General features: G+C 38.0%; 18 protein-coding genes. 4 read left to right on the forward strand and 14 right to left on the reverse strand.

From position 1 onward, the window contains the following. Positions 1–62 precede the first annotated feature (62 nt). The 6 genes from PP2015_RS08395 to PP2015_RS08420 form a co-directional block, all read right to left on the reverse strand. Positions 63–887 (reverse strand): LytR/AlgR family response regulator transcription factor, encoded by an 825-nt coding sequence (locus PP2015_RS08395; protein ID WP_058029844.1) that lies wholly within the window; start codon positions 885–887, stop codon positions 63–65. After that, positions 880–1956: a sensor histidine kinase gene (locus PP2015_RS08400; protein WP_058029845.1), complete on the reverse strand. Its 1077-nt coding sequence runs from the start codon at positions 1954–1956 to the stop codon at positions 880–882. The genes PP2015_RS08395 and PP2015_RS08400 overlap by 8 nt, the downstream gene beginning before the upstream one ends. A 143-nt stretch (positions 1957–2099) precedes the next feature. Further along, complete coding sequence (locus PP2015_RS08405) at positions 2100–3656, reverse strand: SulP family inorganic anion transporter (RefSeq protein WP_058029846.1); 1557 nt, start codon at positions 3654–3656, stop codon at positions 2100–2102. Between the two features lie 132 nt (positions 3657–3788). After that, the gene (locus tag PP2015_RS08410; RefSeq protein WP_058029847.1) at positions 3789–4247 is read right to left on the reverse strand and encodes an Lrp/AsnC family transcriptional regulator; all 459 of its coding nucleotides are present in this window, start codon (positions 4245–4247) and stop codon (positions 3789–3791) included. Between the two features lie 66 nt (positions 4248–4313). Continuing rightward, complete coding sequence (locus PP2015_RS08415; protein ID WP_058029848.1) at positions 4314–4955, reverse strand: MBL fold metallo-hydrolase; 642 nt, start codon at positions 4953–4955, stop codon at positions 4314–4316. 3 nt (positions 4956–4958) lie between these two features. After that, positions 4959–6761: a M14 family metallopeptidase gene (locus tag PP2015_RS08420; RefSeq protein ID WP_058029849.1), complete on the reverse strand. Its 1803-nt coding sequence runs from the start codon at positions 6759–6761 to the stop codon at positions 4959–4961. Positions 6762–6908: 147 nt separating this feature from the next. On the opposite strand from PP2015_RS08420, the gene PP2015_RS08425 reads away from it, so the two are divergent. Beyond that, positions 6909–7733, forward strand: a complete 825-nt coding sequence (locus PP2015_RS08425) for an SDR family oxidoreductase (RefSeq protein ID WP_058029850.1) — start codon at positions 6909–6911, stop codon at positions 7731–7733. 51 nt (positions 7734–7784) lie between these two features. Here the strand turns inward: PP2015_RS08425 and rplT are convergent, their stop codons facing one another. The 4 genes from rplT to thrS form a co-directional block, all read right to left on the reverse strand. Then, on the reverse strand, positions 7785–8144 hold the full coding sequence (rplT, locus tag PP2015_RS08430; protein WP_058029851.1) for a 50S ribosomal protein L20: 360 nt from the start codon (positions 8142–8144) through the stop codon (positions 7785–7787). A 15-nt stretch (positions 8145–8159) separates the two neighbouring features. Then, positions 8160–8360, reverse strand: a complete 201-nt coding sequence (gene rpmI, locus PP2015_RS08435) for a 50S ribosomal protein L35 (RefSeq protein WP_023398350.1) — start codon at positions 8358–8360, stop codon at positions 8160–8162. Positions 8361–8537: 177 nt separating this feature from the next. Then, positions 8538–9104, reverse strand: a complete 567-nt coding sequence (gene infC, locus PP2015_RS08440; RefSeq protein ID WP_083496549.1) for a translation initiation factor IF-3 — start codon at positions 9102–9104, stop codon at positions 8538–8540. Between the two features lie 58 nt (positions 9105–9162). Then, positions 9163–11073 carry a threonine--tRNA ligase gene (gene thrS / locus PP2015_RS08445; RefSeq protein WP_058029852.1) on the reverse strand — a complete coding sequence of 637 codons (1911 nt, stop codon included), beginning with the start codon at positions 11071–11073 and terminating at the stop codon, positions 9163–9165. Between the two features lie 222 nt (positions 11074–11295). Between thrS and PP2015_RS08450 the strand changes: the two genes are divergently transcribed. Both PP2015_RS08450 and PP2015_RS08455 read left to right on the forward strand, forming a co-directional pair. Continuing rightward, on the forward strand, positions 11296–12288 hold the full coding sequence (locus tag PP2015_RS08450; RefSeq protein ID WP_058029853.1) for an endonuclease/exonuclease/phosphatase family protein: 993 nt from the start codon (positions 11296–11298) through the stop codon (positions 12286–12288). Positions 12289–12350: 62 nt separating this feature from the next. Continuing rightward, positions 12351–12800: a DUF3010 family protein gene (locus PP2015_RS08455; RefSeq protein WP_058029854.1), complete on the forward strand. Its 450-nt coding sequence runs from the start codon at positions 12351–12353 to the stop codon at positions 12798–12800. 62 nt (positions 12801–12862) lie between these two features. Here PP2015_RS08455 and PP2015_RS08460 read toward each other — a convergent pair whose 3' ends face one another. From PP2015_RS08460 to glnS, 3 genes are all read right to left on the reverse strand, one after another. Continuing rightward, positions 12863–13159: a hypothetical protein gene (locus PP2015_RS08460; RefSeq protein ID WP_058029855.1), complete on the reverse strand. Its 297-nt coding sequence runs from the start codon at positions 13157–13159 to the stop codon at positions 12863–12865. 123 nt (positions 13160–13282) lie between these two features. Continuing rightward, entirely contained in the window at positions 13283–15109 is a 1827-nt protein-coding gene (locus PP2015_RS08465) for a protein kinase domain-containing protein (RefSeq protein WP_058029856.1), read from the reverse strand. A 55-nt stretch (positions 15110–15164) separates the two neighbouring features. Beyond that, positions 15165–16829, reverse strand: coding sequence for a glutamine--tRNA ligase (glnS, locus tag PP2015_RS08470; RefSeq protein ID WP_058029857.1), 1665 nt, complete (start codon positions 16827–16829; stop codon positions 15165–15167). A gap of 223 nt (positions 16830–17052) precedes the next feature. On the opposite strand from glnS, the gene PP2015_RS08475 reads away from it, so the two are divergent. Next, positions 17053–18120, forward strand: a complete 1068-nt coding sequence (locus tag PP2015_RS08475; RefSeq protein WP_058029858.1) for a DUF3083 family protein — start codon at positions 17053–17055, stop codon at positions 18118–18120. A gap of 45 nt (positions 18121–18165) precedes the next feature. Here PP2015_RS08475 and PP2015_RS08480 read toward each other — a convergent pair whose 3' ends face one another. Then, entirely contained in the window at positions 18166–18885 is a 720-nt protein-coding gene (locus tag PP2015_RS08480; protein ID WP_161568627.1) for a substrate-binding periplasmic protein, read from the reverse strand. Positions 18886–18893 lie beyond the last annotated feature (8 nt).

Here is an 18893-nt window from a genome sequence, read left to right on the forward strand (position 1 = left end):
TATACATACATAAAAGAGCAGCCAATTAGCTGCTCTTTTGTTTACTAGTGCAAAGAAAGAAGTTAACTCGCTAGCGCAGCTTTTACTTTATCTCTATAACTACGACTTACTTTTAGCTCTTGTCCATTGTCGAGAACTAACAAATACTCACCACTTGTTTGTGTGACTAATTTACTGATCTGTTTAGTATTCACAATAGCTGATCGATGAACACGTACAAATAACGCAGGATCAAGCTCTTGCTCAAGCTCTTTCATTGTTTTACGTAGAATGTGAGTTTTTCCATCATTACAATGAAGGCACATGTAATCGCCTGCAGCGTCAACCCATTGAATTGAAGAAGTTGTTACACGGATTATTTCGCCCTGCTCTTTTACAGCTAGAGATTCTGGGTATTTCTTGTCTTCTAAAGCATCACCAGTAGCTAGTTTCTTTAGAATTTCTTCACAATTATTGCCTGTTATTCCTGCAACAAAACTTGCGAGTTTCTTTTTATGGGCGTTATCTTGTTGTGTTTTTAAATAGCTTTGCACTTTATCCACCGCCTGTTCTAATCGGTTGTCATCAACGGGTTTTAAAATATAATCGAGGGCATGGATCTCAAATGCTTGCACTGCATATTGATCGAATGCAGTTACAAACACAACAGCAGGCATTGGACCCGGCTTTTCACTGAGCGTTTTTGCAACCTCAAAACCATTCATGCCAGGCATTTGAATATCAAGAAATAGCAGGTCGATGTCATTTTCATTACAGGCTTGAATGGCTTTTTCGCCTGTTGGGCATAAATCAACTACTTCTAATTGTTCAAATTCCTTTAGTCTGACAGCAAGACCTTTTCTTGCTAATGGTTCATCATCAACGATTAATGTTTTAATTCTAGTCATTACTTTCTGCCTTCTCATAAGGAACGCGAATATTTACTTTTAGCCCGTTTGGTGTGTTGTGTGATAGAGCAAACGAGTAATTATTTTCGTATAAGGTTTTTAATCTATCTTGGGTATTCGCAATACCCACTCCTGACGCGTTCAACAACTTTCCATTTTTTATATCGGCTCCGGGGCCATTATCCCCTACCTCTAATAATAACTCGTTGGCAAAGACTTGCGCTTTAATCTCTAACTTACCACCTTCCGTCATGTGGGCGATGGCATATTTGATTGAGTTTTCAATTAACGGTTGCAATAACAAACTTGGGACTAAAGCCTGTTTTGCTTCTTCTGACATGCTAACATCTATTGATAATCGTTCATCAAAACGTACTTTCTCGATTTCAAGATATAAGTTTAGTGCATGTATTTCCTGTTCAAGTGGTACTTTTTTGATAGGATCAGTGTTCAATGTGTACCGAAGAAAGTCGCTCAACCTTGAGACCATCTGATTTGCATCTTTGTTCTCTTCAACGAGAATCAAAGTGGATATTGCATTTAGTGTATTAAACAAGAAATGAGGGTTGAGTTGATACCTAAGCATTTTAAGCTGAGCTTCATGTGCCATAGTATTCGCTTTTAACGCTTTTTGGCGTTCACTCTGAAGTAACTGATAATACTTAATACCGAAGTATAAACCACTCCAACATAGAATGATGTAAACAGAATCTAAGCCTTGTTGAAAATAATAAAACCACTCTGTGGGTCTATATCCATGACGATAAATTTCCCAAAGGTTAAATTTTTGTATCACAGACCAAAGTGTGCCAGTTACATACGACGCACTGAAAACAACAACAATAAGAACCCATGGTTTAGAGTTCCATATTTTTCTATAGAGATAACGTAGCGGTACTGTCATTAAACAACCTGCATAGGCATTTAATACAATGACGAATACATAAATATCTCTCATTTCGAAAACTTTTGAGCCAATATAGTTTACTAATGCATAGCCAATCCAGCCTGCAATTTGAAGTACCCAAAAGAATCGTTGTCGGTTATCGACTAAAGCTTGCCATTTCAACGGATTATATAACTCCTATTTAATGTCCAAATTATACGTAATGCATCTAAACATCGCACTGCTACCAATCTCAGATTTTCATCTGCTTACCGCAAAGAAAAGGGGCACAAAAAAGTGCCCCTTTATCTATTAACTTTAGATTTTTATGCAAGTTTGTCCGAAGCAACCTTATAATTTGGGTCTTCGATAACATTAACTTCAACTAAATCTTTTGCCTTATTAAGTAATTGAATACAGTCAGGGCTTAAATGACGCAAATGTACTGTCTTACCCGCTTTTTTGTATCGCTCAGCAAGACTATCAATTGCTTCGATTGCACTGTGGTCTGCAACACGACTATATTTAAATTCAATAATTACATCATTTGGATCGTTATTAATGTCAAACAGCTCAGCAAAGTTTTTAACCGAACCAAAGAATAACGGGCCATGAAGTTCGTATACCTTCGAACCCTCTTCATCAATATAATTATTGGTGTAAATGTGTTTTGCATGCTCCCAAGCAAATACGAGTGCAGAGACAATCACACCAACACAAACAGCAACCGCAAGGTCCGTAATAACGGTAACACCAGACACAAGCACTATCACAAAAGCATCTGTCTTTGGAATTCGCTTCATTAATCTAAAGCTAGACCATTCAAAAGTACCTAAAACAACCATAAACATTACACCGACTAACGCTGCTAATGGGATCATTTCAATAAGGCTTGCAGCGAATAGAATAAAGCAAAGTAACAGTATAGCCGCTGTAATCCCTGATAAACGACTTCGCCCACCAGAATTAATATTTATCATTGATTGACCAATCATTGCACAGCCACCCATTGCACCAAACACACCACAAGTTACATTAGCAGCGCCTTGACCTATACATTCTTTATTAGAATTGCCACGTGTTTCTGTGATTTCATCAATTAATGTTAGTGTTAACAATGATTCAATTAAGCCAATAGCAGCTAACACCAAGGCGTAAGGGAAAATAATCTTAAATGTTTCAAAGTTAAACGGTACAGCAGGAATATGGAACTCAGGGAACCCGCCAGCAATTGTGGCATTCAGATCGCCCGACATATCTTTTAAGTAATCAAGTACAGTACGAGATTCTAGGTCTAAACCAATAACAAGGCCTGTAACAACTAATATAGCGGCGAGTGAAGATGGGATAGCAGTAGTAAGCTTTGGTAAAAAATGAATGATCGCCATTGTTAAAGCAACAAGACCGGCCATAACATACAATTGTGAGCCTTGCATCCATTGTAACTGCCCTTCACCGTCCATAACTTTGAATTGCCCTAATTGAGCTAGGAAAATTACAATTGCCAAGCCATTTACAAAACCCAACATAACTGGGTGAGGTACCATTCGAATAAATTTACCGAGCTTAAATATACCTGCCAAAATTTGTAGAACGCCCATGAGCAGAACGGTTGCAAATAAGTATTCGACTCCATGTTCAATAACCAAGCTTACCATTACAACAGCTAATGCACCCGTTGCACCTGAGATCATGCCAGGTCGGCCGCCAAAAATAGACGTAATTAAGCCGACGATAAAGGCCGCATAAAGGCCAACTAAGGGATCAACATGCGCAACAAATGCGAATGCCACAGCTTCAGGTACCAATGCCAATGCAACGGTTAAACCGGAAAGGATATCGTTTTTAGCAGAGCTTGGTGCTTTGCCTATCAGATTAAACATTCATTTCCTCGATGTGTTAGATGTGTATTTTTAATAATTATGAACAGAAAAGCGCTGGATTATAGCGAAATCCAGCGCTTTTAACAAATTGACTACATCAGACCAGTGTAGTCGAAAAACGTGACAAAGTTTTTAAAGGGGTAAAGCTGTAGTTCTCTTAACACACGTCATAGTCACATTTGAATGAACTTCTTGTACATATTCTAAGTTAAGCAAATTGTCGCGTACAAATCGCTCGTAGCCGTCTATGCCTTTTGAAATGATCCGCAACATAAAATCCATTGTTCCAGCCATGGTGTAACATTCAGTTACTTCGTCATAACTTAGGATAAGTTCTTCAAATTCAGCTAAATTATTTCGTCCATGATTTGATAAACGTACATTGGCATAAACCAACATATCAAAGCCAAGCTTTTTATCATCTAATAAAGCAACTTTTCCTTTGATGTAACCATCTTGTTCTAACTTTGCAATTCTACGCCAACAAGGTGATTGAGAAAGCCCCACTTTGTCAGCAATTTCTGCTGTAGATAAACTTGCATCCTGTTGGATTAAAGCCAATATTTGTCTGTCAACTTGATTTAAAGACATATTCAATACGTTCTCTTAAATTTGTGAGAAATTAATTCTCTTTATTAGATTAAATGTTAGTGCTTTTTAGCCAAATCGGCCACTCATAAATGGGTTATGTACCTTCTCGTAACCGATAGAAGTATTTGACCCATGTCCAGAATAAACTTGAACTTCATCTGGTAAGGTAAATAATTGAGTTTCGATTGACGTTTTTAACTGCTCACTATTTCCCTTAGGAAAGTCAGTTCTTCCTACTGAGCCTTTAAAAAGCACATCCCCAACAAATACGACTCGTTTATTGGCTTCATAAAAAACAACATGCCCAGGCGTGTGCCCGGGACAATGCCTAACTTCAAATTTTAGATGGCCTAATTCGAAAACATCTCCATGTTTGAGCCAACGGTCAGGATAAAAGACTTCATGAGGTTCAAAACCAAACATTTGCGATTGCATTGGCAAGGCCTCAAACCAAAAACGTTCCTCTTCAGTTGGCCCAATAATTTGAATATCAAGTTTCTTAGCGATTTCTACACATGCACCAACATGATCTAAATGACCATGTGTAAGCAAAATACATTTCACTTGTAAGTTATTATTAGCAATGTGATCTAATAATATTTCCGCTTCACCACCCGGATCTAACACAGCAGTATCACCGGTTTGTTCACAAGTAATAAAACGCGTATTTTGCATAAATGCAGTGACAGGCTTGGTAACGACTTTCACTGATTACTTCTCTACTTCTTGTTGCTTTGGTTTATATTGCATCAATATTGGGTATTTTAAATAGCCTTGATCATAATATGGCGTTTTTGAATACAACCAATTTAAACGCGCTTTAGGATCGGATTCAAAGTTTTTATCTTCTCTTAGCTTCTTATCGAATTCTAACGCAAGTTTAGGGTTATCTTTTAACATTGAACGGGCATAAGGTACTAATGCATAATTTTCAACATATTCTGTTCTTTGGAATATTGTATGAAAGCTCCCCCAAGAAAAGAAAGAATCAGGGGCTTCAGGGTGCAATAAATGGGTTGCCAGCTTTCCTCTTGCTTGATGAGTCGATACTTTGTACCACCCTCTTAAATCTTTTGCTTCAATAACATCATAACCGAACTCGGCTGTTACTCTAAAACGACCTTCAAAAGGTGTTTTATCGAAAGAGTAATTCTTTACTGTTGCGAGGTTTAAATCAGAAACCAACTCTGTTGAAGTGACTTTCTCTACATTGATGCCATGTATTGATAATTTATCTGTAATAAAGCTATAAGACTGAGGAATGTAAAATGCATCAGGAACATCTACTTCGGAAACCACTTCTTTTTTCCAAAAGATTGGAAGCTTTTCGTAGTATTCTGGCTCTCCAAGATACTTAACCTCTTGTTGACCTGACAAAGCACTGTTAAACCTCTTATATTTAATCCCTTTGAAGTTGATAAAATCCGGTTCAGTTGCATATTTTCTATTAAGCACTAAACGTTTTGGTGTTTTATGCTCATTTTTTACTGCGCTCTCAAGGGCTTTACCATGGATCGACAGAGCATCTATTGCGCCATCCAAAAAAACATAAGTGCCAAGAACACGTTGCTTGTAAGGTTTGAGCGAATGATTTTCAACTAAAATTGTTGGTACATTAGCCAAGTCTCCCCAACCATTAGAAAACCTTGGGCCCGCTATCCAACCAGCTAAACCGCTTTTAAATTCTCTTTTATCCATTACAAACACCAGTGGCCCTGGAATGTGCTCTGAATCAGCTAACACCTTATCAATATGCGGTTGAAACTTTTCAGCTAAGACTGTTGCTATTTGTGGCGATTCACTTGCGAAAGCAGGTGTGTAACCATAAGTGACATCGTATTGGTAATCAGCACCGTCAGTCACATGAACATCTACATACAAATCAGGTTCAAATTCATTAATTACATTTAATACACCCTTTACTTCTGGCGTATCTAACTTTGTGTAATCACGATTAAGATTTAGGTTGTTTCCATTCGTTCTGAAACCCATCTCAATTGGGCCACGCTGGTTAATGCGATTAAACTCGCTTCGGCGCTCATGGCCATCAACATTTAAGATTGGTATAAAGAGTATGTTTACTTTAGTTAGCAGATCCCTTCTTTTGCCCGTAGCGATATCTCGTAACAACATAAAACCAGCATCTTTTCCATCAATTTCACCTGAATGAATACCAGCTTGAATTAAGATTGTCGGCTTACCATTACTTTTGATCATATTTGCAGAAAATTGACCATTTTCACTGGCAACAATCATTTTGATCGCACGCCCACCGAAGCTTTCACCAATTATTAAACTGCTGAATTGGGTTGGATTTGCTGCAATCAATCTGTCTACGAATTTCATAGTGTCTTCATAAGTTGGCGATGCTTCACCACCACTTAATTCAAAGTCTGTTGTTAAAGGACCTGAACTTTGCATTAGTTGCAAACTTTTCCCTTGCCAAGGCATTAATGGCGGTAAATGACCATTCATACTTAACACAGTGGATAACATTATAAGGTTTGCAAACATGTAAAAGACTCATTAATAATCTATAAGTTAGCCGAATTATATCAATCTTTTACAAACCAATTTAGAATGTGCGGTGATTCAACAAAAAAATGCAGCAAACGACATAATTAGCATTTTTTATCTACCTTAATACAGCGAAATAACAATATGAAATCAATTTTGATCACGGGATGCTCTACCGGAATTGGATATTACTGCGCAAAAGAACTACATAGATTAGGTTATAAAGTCATAGCCAGTTGCCGTAAAAGTGAAGATGTTCTGCGACTCTCTGAAGAAGGTTTAACCTGTATAAAATTGGATCTAGCGGACCAGACTAGTATAGAGCAAGGCTTTAAAACAGCACTTGATATGTGTGGTGGGAAGTTAGATGTGTTGTTTAACAATGGTGCTTATGGACAACCCGGCGCAGTAGAAGATTTAGCAACAGATACGCTTCGTGCGCAGTTTGAAGTCAACTTCTTCGCTTGGCACCACCTTACCAATTTGGCAATTAAACATATGCGTTCAAGTGGTCACGGTCGAATTGTTCACAATTCTTCAGTATTAGGTTTCGTTTCCCTACCTTATCGAGGTGCCTACAATGCCAGTAAGTTCGCTTTAGAGGGGCTAACAGATACATTGAGAATGGAGTTAGCAGATACTAATATCCACATTTGCTTAATTGAACCTGGACCAATCGCCTCTAAGTTTAGAGAAAATGCAAAACAGGCATTTATTGAAAATATCAATATTGAACAAAGCGCGCATAGCGATAACTATAGAGCACAGCTAAATAGATTAGAAAGCCAGACTGCACCACAAAAATTTACTTTGGGTCCTGAAGCTGTATTTAAAAAGCTATTGCATGCAATAAATGCAGAAAAACCTAAACCGCGTTACTTCGTGACATTCCCAACCTATTTCATGGGCGTGATGCGAAGAATATTAAGTACTAGATTACTTGATAAGATTTTAATTAAGAATCGTTAAAACTAAAAAAGGAGCCATTGGCTCCTTTCAAATCAATAAGTTCAAGACTTATTAAGCAGCTAGACCTTCTTTTGCTTTAGCAACTAATGCTGCGAAAGCTACTTGGTCGTATACTGCGATATCAGCTAGGATCTTACGATCGATTTCAACAGATGACTTTTTAAGGCCATTGATGAAACGGCTGTAAGAAAGACCATTCTGACGTGAAGCTGCGTTGATACGTGCAATCCATAGTTGACGGAAAGTACGTTTCTTAGCACGACGGTCACGGTAAGCGTATTGACCTGCTTTAGTTACAGCTTGGAACGCTACGCGGTAAACACGTGAACGTGCTCCGTAGTAACCTTTAGCTTGCTTTAATACTTTTTTGTGACGTGCACGTGCGATAACACCGCGTTTAACTCTTGCCATTTCTGATATCCTCTATTAAGCGAATGGTAACATACGATCGATTAGGCCTAGGTCATTCTTATGAACCATAGACTTAGCACGAAGGTGTAGTTTACGCTTTGAAGACTTCTTAGTCAGAATGTGACGAAGATGCGATTGTTTACGCTTATAACCGCCTGAAGCAGTCTTTTTGAAACGCTTAGCTGCGCCTCTGTGTGTTTTTAGCTTGTAAGCCATTGCAATAACTCCAAATGTATTGCGCTAATCAATGTAACAAGGCGGGATAAACCACTTGTAGAGCCTTATTACAACCTAAATTCTGGTGAGAAGTTAATCTACTTTTTACAGACCAGTTGAACTAGGTAGCCGAAGCATTTGTGACCTAGTCCAAAATCGGAGCGTATTATGCCGTGTTTATGCTTTCTTAGCAATAGGTGCCAACATCATAATCATTTGGCGACCTTCTACACGATTTGGGAAAGATTCTACTGTTGCGATGTCTTCCAAATCAGCTTTAACACGATTTAATAAATCTAGACCAATGTCTTGGTGAGCCATTTCACGGCCGCGGAAGCGAATAGTAACTTTTGCTTTGTCTCCACCCTCTAAGAATTTTCTTAGGTTGCGTAGTTTAACGTTGTAGTCACCAGAATCAGTACCTGGACGGAACTTGATCTCTTTAATTTGGATCTGCTTCTGCTTTTTCTTTTGTTCTTTTTGTACTTTTGCTTTTTCGAAAAGGAACTTACCGTAATCCATCACCTTACAAACAGGCGGTTCAGCATTTGGACTAATTTCTACTAAATCTACACCTAGTTCATCAGCAATAGCTTGAGCTTCTCTTAACGAAACAATGCTTGGTTCCTGGCCTTCAACGCCTGTTAAGCGAACTTCTCTCGCTGTGATTTCTTCGTTAATACGATGTTGTTTTTGAGCTGTTGGTTGCCCTTTTTTGCCGCCTCTAATGGTACGATCCTCCAAAAAATCAAAAGATAAAGCGTGTAGCTTAATATATTTTTGTTAGCCACACGCCATAATTTTATTTACGGTCTTTAATCTCTTCGCTTACCTTTGCGATAAAGTCATCAACCGAGAACTTGCCAAGATCTTCACCTTTGCGTGTTCTAACCGCAACTTCTTGCTGTTCAACTTCTTTGTCACCAACAACAAGCAAGTACGGGATACGTTTTAAAGTATGCTCGCGAATTTTAAAGCCAATCTTCTCATTTCTCAAGTCAGCACAGGCTCTAATTCCAAGTTTATTTAATTTTTGCACAATTTCTTGTACATAATCAGCTTGTTTATCGGTGATATTCATGATCACCACTTGCTTTGGTGCTAACCAAGTTGGGAAAAGACCCGCATATTCTTCTGTTAGAATGCCGATGAAGCGTTCTAATGAACCTAAAATTGCACGGTGGATCATGACTGGTGTTTTTCTTTCGCCATCTTCGCCAACATAGGTTGCACCAAGACGTCCCGGCATAGAGAAATCAAGCTGAATTGTACCACATTGCCACGCACGACCTAAGCAGTCATGAAGAGTAAACTCAATCTTTGGACCGTAGAATGCGCCTTCACCAGGTTGAAGTTCGAATTTAAGATTATTAGCTTCAAGTGCTTCTTCAAGTGCTTTTTCAGCTTTATCCCAAATTTCGTCAGAACCTACACGTTGTTCAGGTCTTGTTGAAAGTTTGATATCAATCTCGTCGAAACCAAATGTCTTGTATGTGTCAAATACCATTTCGATACAAGCTGACACTTCTTGCAGAATTTGTTCTTCAGTACAGAATACGTGTGCATCATCCTGTGTAAACGAACGAACACGCATCAAACCATGCAATGAACCTGATGGTTCATTTCGGTGAACTAAACCAAACTCAGCCATTCTATATGGAAGATCACGATAAGATTTAAGACCTTGATTAAAGATTTGTAAGTGACCTGGACAGTTCATTGGTTTTACTGCGTAAGTACGTTTTTCTGATTCAGTTGAGAAAATCATATCTCCGTATTTGTCCCAGTGACCAGATTTTTCCCACATACTTACATCAAGTATTAAAGGTGCTCGCACTTCTTCGTAACCAAATTTAACCAATTGATCACGCATATAGTCTTCTACAGTCTTATAAACTGTCCAACCATCATTGTGCCAAAATACCATACCAGGCGCTTCTTCTTGCCAGTGCCATAGGTCTAACGCTTTACCAATTTTACGGTGGTCACGCTTTTCAGCTTCTTCAAGACGCTTTAAGTAAGCTTTAAGCTGTTTCTTATCAGCCCAAGCTGTACCGTAAATACGCTGTAGCATCTTGTTGTCTGAGTTACCACGCCAATACGCGCCAGCTACTTTCATGATCTTGAAGTGTTGGCAGAACTTCATGTTTGGTACGTGAGGACCGCGACACATATCTACGTATTCTTCGTGATGATAAAGACCTGGTTTGTCATCCTTCGAAATATTTTCGTCTAGGATTTCAATTTTGTAAGTTTCACCACGTGCTTCAAAGGTGTCTCTTGCTTCTTGCCAAGTGACTGTTTTCTTAACAACGTCATAATTCGTTTTAGCAAGCTCAAGCATGCGCTTTTCAATTGCATCTAGATCTTCTTGTGTTAACGAACGATCTAAATCGATATCGTAGTAAAAACCATTATCGATGGTTGGACCAATCGCCATTTTTACATCAGGGAAAAGCTGTTTAATTGCATGACCAATTAAGTGCGCGCATGAGTGACGGATAATTTCTAAGCCGTCTTCATCTTTTGCTGTGATGATTTGTAAGTTTGAATCTTCAGTGATTAAATCACATGCATCAACTCTTTCACCATTCACTCGGCCAGCGATGGTTGCCTTTGCAAGACCAGGACCGATATCTTGAGCTACTTCTAATGTTGTTACTGGGTTTTCGAAAGCACGCTGACTGCCGTCAGGAAGCGTAATTACAGGCATGATAATTCCTATTTACAGTGGTGACACCTACCAAGTATCACGTGTATTAAAATTTAAAAAGTGAGTACCTTTTACAACGCTTTTACGAATAAGCATTGATGAACTTATTGACTAAGTTAACTAAGGATTTTAAGCGAACGCTTATTTTGGCCTCCACAGTGACTAAATTCAAGGGAAAGACTAAAATTAAACCTGCAAATTGATGAATAAATGAAATTTTAAATGTCAGAACAAAAATCTATAAAAATTGCTACGTTAAACTTGCTTAATTTTGCAGCGCCGCCTTATCGTTTTTATTCCGAATTCGAAGGCTACACACACAGCCAGTGGCAATCTAAAACTTTATTTTTTTCTGAATTGTTGGCTCATATGTCACCAACAGTAATTGCCTTTCAAGAAGTATTTTCAGTTAAAGATCTAGAAGAGATTTGCAAAGAGCAAGGCCTTCCCTATTTCTCTGCCGTTTCAGCTGTAAAACATGAAGCGTTAAAACCCGATGTACTGTATTCACCGGTTGTTGCAATCGCTTCTAAATATCCAATTGAATCTTTAAATTGTCTGCTTCCAAATAAAGACTTATTAGATTACTTTGGTCATCAAACACCTTTTGGTTTTAATCGGACACCAATCAAGTGCAAGATAAACCTGCCAGATGTAGGCTTTGTCAGTTTTTATGTGGTCCATTTAAAATCACAGCGTCTTATCACTGATGGCAGCCTATTCGAGCAAATCAATGCAGAGCCAAACCTTCGTCACTACTACGAACAATCTTTTGCATTACTTAGAAACAGTCAAGATCGCTCTTTAGAGGCCTCAATAATCATGCATGATGTGATGACCAATAATCAAAATATGCCTGTTGTTGTTTTGGGTGACTTTAATCATAACCTTGAACATGCCAGCTTGTTACCTTTTAATATTGCTAATGATCATTCGTTCAAAGACATTCCGTCAGAAAGTGGCTTAATTGATAGTTACACACTTTCACAACAAGCTATGGAAGGAAAACAGAAACCAGCAACACACTTTTATCGTGGTAAAGGTAATGTATTAGATTATATTTTACTGTCTCAACACTTCGATCCTGTTCATGATAACTGTGTAATTAAAAAATTAAACTATGCTACTTTTGATGGACACTTAACTACACAAAGAGACGGAGAAGATATTCGTTATTCAGATCATGCGGCCATCATGATTGATTTATCAGTTTAAGCTTTAGGTTTATTCGTCTCACCGTTATAATTACTAACTAGTTTCAATATATTGGAAAGATTATGAGAACATGTGGTGTTGAAATCACAGGCAGTGAAGTACTTTTATGCTTGCTGACAAAAGAAGAAGACGTTTTTGATATTCGTGATGTACGACAAACACGCTTTACCCTTGGTCAAGTTGGCCAAGACACTGAAGATATGCGCAAATTTCAATTTGATTTTGCAAAATTATTAGAAGATTACCAAATTGACTCTGTTGCTATAAAGCAACGTGCACCAAAGGGTAAGTTTGCAGGTAGTGCGACAGGTTTTAAAATCGAAGCTGCCATTCAATTAATAAAAGATGTGGATGTTAAAATTTTATCTGCAACTGAAATCAAAGAACAATTGAAGCGTAACCCTTTACCAATCGACTTTGAAGAAACTGGGCTTAAGAAATATCAAGAAACTGCATTTATTAATGCTTATGTTTACATCATGATGAAAACATACCGCCCAGAAGAGCTATAAAGAATAGACTCAATAAATATCCGGCGATATCAGGCCGGATATTTATCTCACTGAAGACAGGTTTATTTATGTGTTTCATATAAAGAGTCCGACACTTTTCTTAAATCTACATTATCAATATAGTCATCACTCAACGTCAGAATTGCATTTAAATTATTTACTAACTTTTCTTTTTGCAACTCACCCGGCTTTAATGCAGTTTGCAATAAATGTAATGCCATATCGGCCATAAGCAAACGTTGCTTTTCTTGCCAATTATCATCTGCACGACTTGCAGGGTGCATCCTGATAGCTTCTTCAACTTGGTCATGAATCGACCAGCTTAAAGTTAAAATATCTTGTCGTTGTTGCTTTTCCATAGCGCACCTCTGGGATTGAAATAAGCCCTGTATATCTTTTAAAGATATTATTTAACACAAAGCTCAACAAGTCTTTAGCTTTGATCAATATGCTTTAATCTTCAATACGCCTTTCGTCATATCTTATAGTGAATTATTTAGTGCTTTAGGATTTCTTGGATAGAAGTTTGTAGGCTGGCTCTGGCATAAATCAAATTCACGGGTATTTTTGTAAGGTAACTTCATAAACCCCGCTACACCAAAGTTGTCTATACATAAGGCGTACTGCATGATTTCTTCTAAAAGTGCTTTAAATTGTGCTTCTTTAGACGCATCCAACAGGCGGTAATAATGGTGGATCTTTAAGCGGTTTTCTACCGATTCAAAAATAATACACCCTGTGTGGTGAATTTTATTCAGTTCAAAAACACATTGAATAATACTTTTTGGTAGCTGTAGTTGCTCATCAGGATCTTTACCATCTTCGAAATAACTATGTGGACGGGTAATTTCTTGGCTGCTGGTATCAACAACCGAGTAATGTAACTGAGGTAATACATCGAAAATAAACGCACCCGTGCTGTCTCTTTCTAACTGAATTGTCTGCCTTGCATCAAATAAGCAGCATTTGAACAGGCCTTTTTGGGTTATACCTTGTGCAAGCTTGACCGTTGCATTCACAGAATCGGTAAATGCTTTATGTAATGATTCATCGTGCAAAATTAGACTAGATTCGATATGTAGATTTTTTTCACGCCAATGAAAACTTAACCCACCAACAACAGGGAATTTTGCAAGACGACTTATCGACGCTAAAAAGGCTTTTTCAGTATCTCCAGTATCAAACAAAAATTCTTTATAATATCTATCTAGTTGCGCATCGTTAACATCAAGTAGTTGTTGATTATGGTCGGCTCTTCGTAAGAATTCTTTACGAGAACTATACACCACAGTGTCAGGCTCAAATTCAAATTCATTGACCCAAAACGGAATGTTCGCTTTGACTGTTTTGTTATCTAGTTCAGGCAAGTAAACTTTAGCCATACTTGGCATATTGCGGATAAAGTAGTCTCCTGCCGCATCTCTTAACTTTTTGTCCTTTGACAACATATTGTCTATGACTGTCGCAAACTCCTGAGGTAACCCTAGGCTTGCAGTGGGGAGAACACCCACTCCAAAACGGCATGATTGTGCACTAGCCAATGCATAGAGTGTTGACGCAACACCTTGTTCATCGAATCTAGGAGATGACTGCATACCTGACATTTGTTCATCACCAATAAAATACACATCGCCCATTCGGGCATTGGTACTTGATAAATCTGCTGACATTAAATCCATGATGTTGCTGGCAACGACTTCACCATATTCATCAATTTGCGCATACACAGAGCTCCCCCAATCAACCAGAGAAAATTCGTCTGTATCAACATCCCAAACAATATTAGAGGGTTTGATGTCACCGTGGACAATAGGTTGTGGACTTAAGCCATTTTTATGACGACGAAGATCTAATAACACATTTCTGAGTTTTAACGCTAAGCTCATGATGTCTTGAACGGAGAAACGGCCTCGTTTAAGTGAGATTTTTTCTAAATCTTCTCCTTTTGCTCGCGCCATCATCAAAATGCCTTGTTTTTTTACTCGTTCAAAGGCAAAAAACTTAGGCACCATGGGGTTATTAATTTGCGACAACATATAAGCTTCGTCTTCAAGCCTATCTCTGATACTTTGAGCAAGAGTAATTCGAGAGAACTTAAACACCCACTCTTGCCCGTCTTCACCAATACCAGCAAAAACAAACCCAAACGCACCAGAACCAATTTCTTCAACATTGCTATATCCCAGCAACTGCAATTGCTTCTTACATATATTTAGCCACTGCCTATGCTTTTTTGCGTCATGATGAGAGAGCAGATAAATAGATTGCTGTTCGTTGATATAGAAATTATTGATTGATTTGGCAGTCATAATTATTGTTATTTTGATCAAAAAAGGCCGATAAATCGGCCTTTTATATTGAAGATTAAGCTTGTTCTATTTTAGCCCAAGAATCTCTTAAACCAACCGTTTGGTTGAATACAAGACCTTCTTCTTTATTGTCGCGGCAATAATACCCTAAACGCTCAAATTGGAAGCCTTGTTCAACGGCTGCTTGAGCTAAAGACGGCTCAAGTTTAGCCGACTTAATCACAGTGAGTGAGTCAGGGTTAAGCGTTTCAACAAACGACTCAGCTGCTGCTGGATTTGGTACATTGAACAATCTGTCATACTGACGCACTTCAGCTTCTACACAGTGTGTTGCCGATACCCAGTGAATAACACCTTTAACTTTACGGCCATCAGCTGGGTTTTTGCCAAGTGTATCAGGGTCGTAACTACAGAAGATAGTTGTGATATTACCCTCAGCATCTTCTTCAATACGTTCAGCTTTTATAACATAAGCATTACGTAAACGTACTTCTTTGCCAAGCACTAGACGTTTGAACTTCTTATTCGCTTCAACGCGGAAATCTTCACGCTCAATGAATAACTCTTTCGTAAATGGTAATTCACGGGTGCCCATAGATTCTTCTGAAGGATGGTTTGGTGCAACTAATTGCTCAACTTTACCGTCTTCGAAATTTTCTATCACAATACGTACAGGGTCGATAACTGCCATCGCACGTGGTGCATTATTGTTTAGGTCATCACGAATACAGGCTTCTAACATGCCCATTTCAACCATGTTATCTTGCTTAGTGATACCGATACGCTTACAGAACTCACGAATTGAAGCTGGTGTGTAACCACGACGACGAAGACCTGCGATAGTAGGCATACGCGGGTCGTCCCAACCATCAACATGATTCTCAACAACTAAATCATTTAGCTTACGCTTTGACATAACCGTGTATTCAAGGTTTAAGCGAGAAAATTCGATCTGTTGTGGATGACACTCTAGAGAGATGTTATCTAAAACCCAGTCATAAAGACGGCGATTATCTTGGAACTCAAGCGTACATAGTGAATGTGTAATACCTTCTAACGCATCAGAAATACAATGAGTGAAGTCATACATAGGGTAAATGCACCACTTATCACCTGTTTGGTGGTGATGTGCAAAGCGGATACGGTAGATAATAGGATCGCGTAGTACCATGAATGAACTAGCCATATCAATCTTAGCCCTAAGAACACATTCGCCCTCTTTGAACTCACCATTACGCATTTTTTCAAATAAAGCTAAGTTTTCTTCAACTGATGTGTCTCTGTAAGGACTATTTTTCCCAGGCTCTGTTAATGTGCCGCGATATTCACGCGCTTCATCAGGCGATAAGAAACATACATATGCTAAACCTTTTTCGATAAGTTCAACTGCGTAGCCGTGAAGCTTGTCGAAGTAATTAGATGAATAGCAAATTTCACCATCCCAGTTAAAACCTAACCATGATACATCTTCTTGAATAGACTTAACGTAGTTGATGTCTTCTTTTTCTGGGTTTGTGTCATCAAAACGTAAGTTACATAAACCTTGGTAATCTTGAGCAATGCCGAAGTTTAAACAAATAGATTTCGCATGACCAATATGGAGAAAACCATTTGGCTCTGGTGGAAAACGTGTATGAGTAGATTGATGCTTGCCATTTGCTAAATCAGCATCAATGATATTTCGAATAAAGTTAGTTGGGCGATTTTCTGTTTCCGCCATAGATATGCATTCCTCTGAATCAAGCATTCTTATACATGCCGCATTATTACAAAAACAATTGAGAACTAACAGATGTTAGAGCTTATTATTTGTATAAACTCGGCTACATTTATCGATCCGTTCAAAATTATGACAATTGTCGTAAATATTGTCCTAACGCAATAAAACTTTCATGAAAAGTCGTTACTGTTCGCCACAGATTGATTACCAAGGATTTAAGATAATGGCATCTAGTAGTTCTAACAGAGTTTATATTCCAACAAACGCAAGAAATAACCAATATATTCTTGCTGAATTCAAACCAAGTGATGAGTTTGTTTCAAGTTTCGATAATATTGATAGTTGTTATGAGCGCATTGCACGAAAGCTATTTTTGGCTTGTGAAGAAAATGGCTTGTATAACGTTCATATGATTGCCAATGATAAGTTGCCTATCACCCGTTTTCATGAAGAGTCTTATTGCCTTCAAACAGAAAAACAAATGTTATTTTTCTATAATCCTAAATATCATGAAGCACACAAATCATATTGGCAACAGGGCGTTCGGGCCAAAAAAGTAAGACTACTCTTTTTAGCAACTGGCGATGAACTCAGAGCAAATGCTGCAAATTTTCACAATAAAGTTCAAAAGACGCTTCATGAATTGAAAATTAATTTAGGTGTTGAAAATACATTTAAAATCAGAGACCACCAGCATTTAACTTATGATTTATTTGCTCGCGTTAAAGGTCATAAAGAAACATACGGATACAAACTAAGAAGCCTTTATCCACGCTATGAAGCAAGAAAGTGCAGCATTCCCCAAGATCACAGCGAAATGACTTATGTTACTTTTAATATTCCTGTGACAAGAGCATTAAAAACTCAATTTAAACATTTATTAGAAGACGAGCATTACACGCAATTTTATACCTTTATCGAAGACAAGTTTTTTAGTGCGTGTGGTTACAAACAAATCAGCCAAGCTGCCTTTGTTGCCGATGGGCGTTTACCCCTTGTTAGAAATAGTAAAATTGATAGATCTTCACAAAACAGTGAGTTACAAAAATTAAGTTTTGATGTGTGCGCTGAGCAAACACAACTTAAAGCGTACTGGAATAAAAACCAATTGGTAGATACATTGCACTTTGTTGTAGTTGCCAAGGCGAGTGATAACAAAGATGTAGGGTACGGTAAATTTATGAATAATGTTGAGTCAATGATTCGGAGTTTATCTCAGACGCTAGAGCTGTCTGCACAAAAACAAGCTTTGAATGTTCGCTTCTTCCAGCATATAAGCTATTACGCGTAACCCCTATTTTAAGTAAGTGTTGTATTGACTAGACAATACAACACATTAACTTTGTTTGACTGTGTACTTGCTGACTATTTTTTCAATTTTGCCAGTTTGTTGAAGCTCGGTAATGGCTTTATTAATAACAGGCAGTAAGTGAGCTTTCGATTTATTTAACCTAATTTTTAACTCACCTCTAGTATGAAGTTGATCGAGCCTAATAGACACATTCAGTTTGTCTGCCCAATATTTTGCTGGTAAATCACCAATTAACACCCTATCTACTCTCCTCTTTTGCAAAGCCATAACAAGCTCTTTCTCTGATGCAAAGTCAATACGTGTAAATGTATTATCATCAAAATAGTAGTAACCTAATATCGTGCCAACTTCTTCTTTATAAACCATGGGTCCTAGGTTAATGCCAGCAAGACTAGCGTAGAATTCCTCAATACCTATTAGACTTTTTGAAAAAATAAATTGCTCACCAGCATCTCCGCCTGCAAACCAAACAGGCGAGACGACATCAAAATCGAGCAAACCATTTTCCATTGCATAAATAGTTCTTTTTGGCGGAAACCTTAACTCTATGCCATGGATGTCTGCTTTTTTTAAAATTAGAGGTATTAATTCACCTAAAATACCAGGCTCTTTTTCATCAGGGATATAATAAGGGTACCATGATTCTGAGGCTGCTAAGTTGTATCTTAACGACTCTTTTGCATCAACCTTTGCAGCAGCTAAAAAAAAGATAATAAAAAACTTCAACAATAATTTAATTTTCAAGTACTCTC

This window comes from Pseudoalteromonas phenolica, from assembly GCF_001444405.1.
GTDB classification, from domain to species: domain Bacteria; phylum Pseudomonadota; class Gammaproteobacteria; order Enterobacterales; family Alteromonadaceae; genus Pseudoalteromonas; species Pseudoalteromonas phenolica.

Bases quoted from the DNA above. Each gene is read 5' to 3' on its own strand.
- PP2015_RS08395 (WP_058029844.1), bottom strand. From the start codon at position 887: ATGACTAGAATTAAAACATTAATCGTTGATGATGAACCATTAGCAAGA.
- PP2015_RS08405 (WP_058029846.1), bottom strand. From the start codon at position 3,656: ATGTTTAATCTGATAGGCAAAGCACCAAGCTCTGCTAAAAACGATATC.
- PP2015_RS08410 (WP_058029847.1), bottom strand. From the start codon at position 4,247: ATGTCTTTAAATCAAGTTGACAGACAAATATTGGCTTTAATCCAACAG.
- PP2015_RS08420 (WP_058029849.1), bottom strand. From the start codon at position 6,761: ATGTTTGCAAACCTTATAATGTTATCCACTGTGTTAAGTATGAATGGT.
- PP2015_RS08425 (WP_058029850.1), top strand. From the start codon at position 6,909: ATGAAATCAATTTTGATCACGGGATGCTCTACCGGAATTGGATATTAC.
- rplT (WP_058029851.1), bottom strand. From the start codon at position 8,144: ATGGCAAGAGTTAAACGCGGTGTTATCGCACGTGCACGTCACAAAAAA.
- rpmI (WP_023398350.1), bottom strand. From the start codon at position 8,360: ATGGCTTACAAGCTAAAAACACACAGAGGCGCAGCTAAGCGTTTCAAA.
- thrS (WP_058029852.1), bottom strand. From the start codon at position 11,073: ATGCCTGTAATTACGCTTCCTGACGGCAGTCAGCGTGCTTTCGAAAAC.
- PP2015_RS08450 (WP_058029853.1), top strand. From the start codon at position 11,296: ATGTCAGAACAAAAATCTATAAAAATTGCTACGTTAAACTTGCTTAAT.
- PP2015_RS08455 (WP_058029854.1), top strand. From the start codon at position 12,351: ATGAGAACATGTGGTGTTGAAATCACAGGCAGTGAAGTACTTTTATGC.
- PP2015_RS08460 (WP_058029855.1), bottom strand. From the start codon at position 13,159: ATGGAAAAGCAACAACGACAAGATATTTTAACTTTAAGCTGGTCGATT.
- PP2015_RS08465 (WP_058029856.1), bottom strand. From the start codon at position 15,109: ATGACTGCCAAATCAATCAATAATTTCTATATCAACGAACAGCAATCT.
- glnS (WP_058029857.1), bottom strand. From the start codon at position 16,829: ATGGCGGAAACAGAAAATCGCCCAACTAACTTTATTCGAAATATCATT.
- PP2015_RS08475 (WP_058029858.1), top strand. From the start codon at position 17,053: ATGGCATCTAGTAGTTCTAACAGAGTTTATATTCCAACAAACGCAAGA.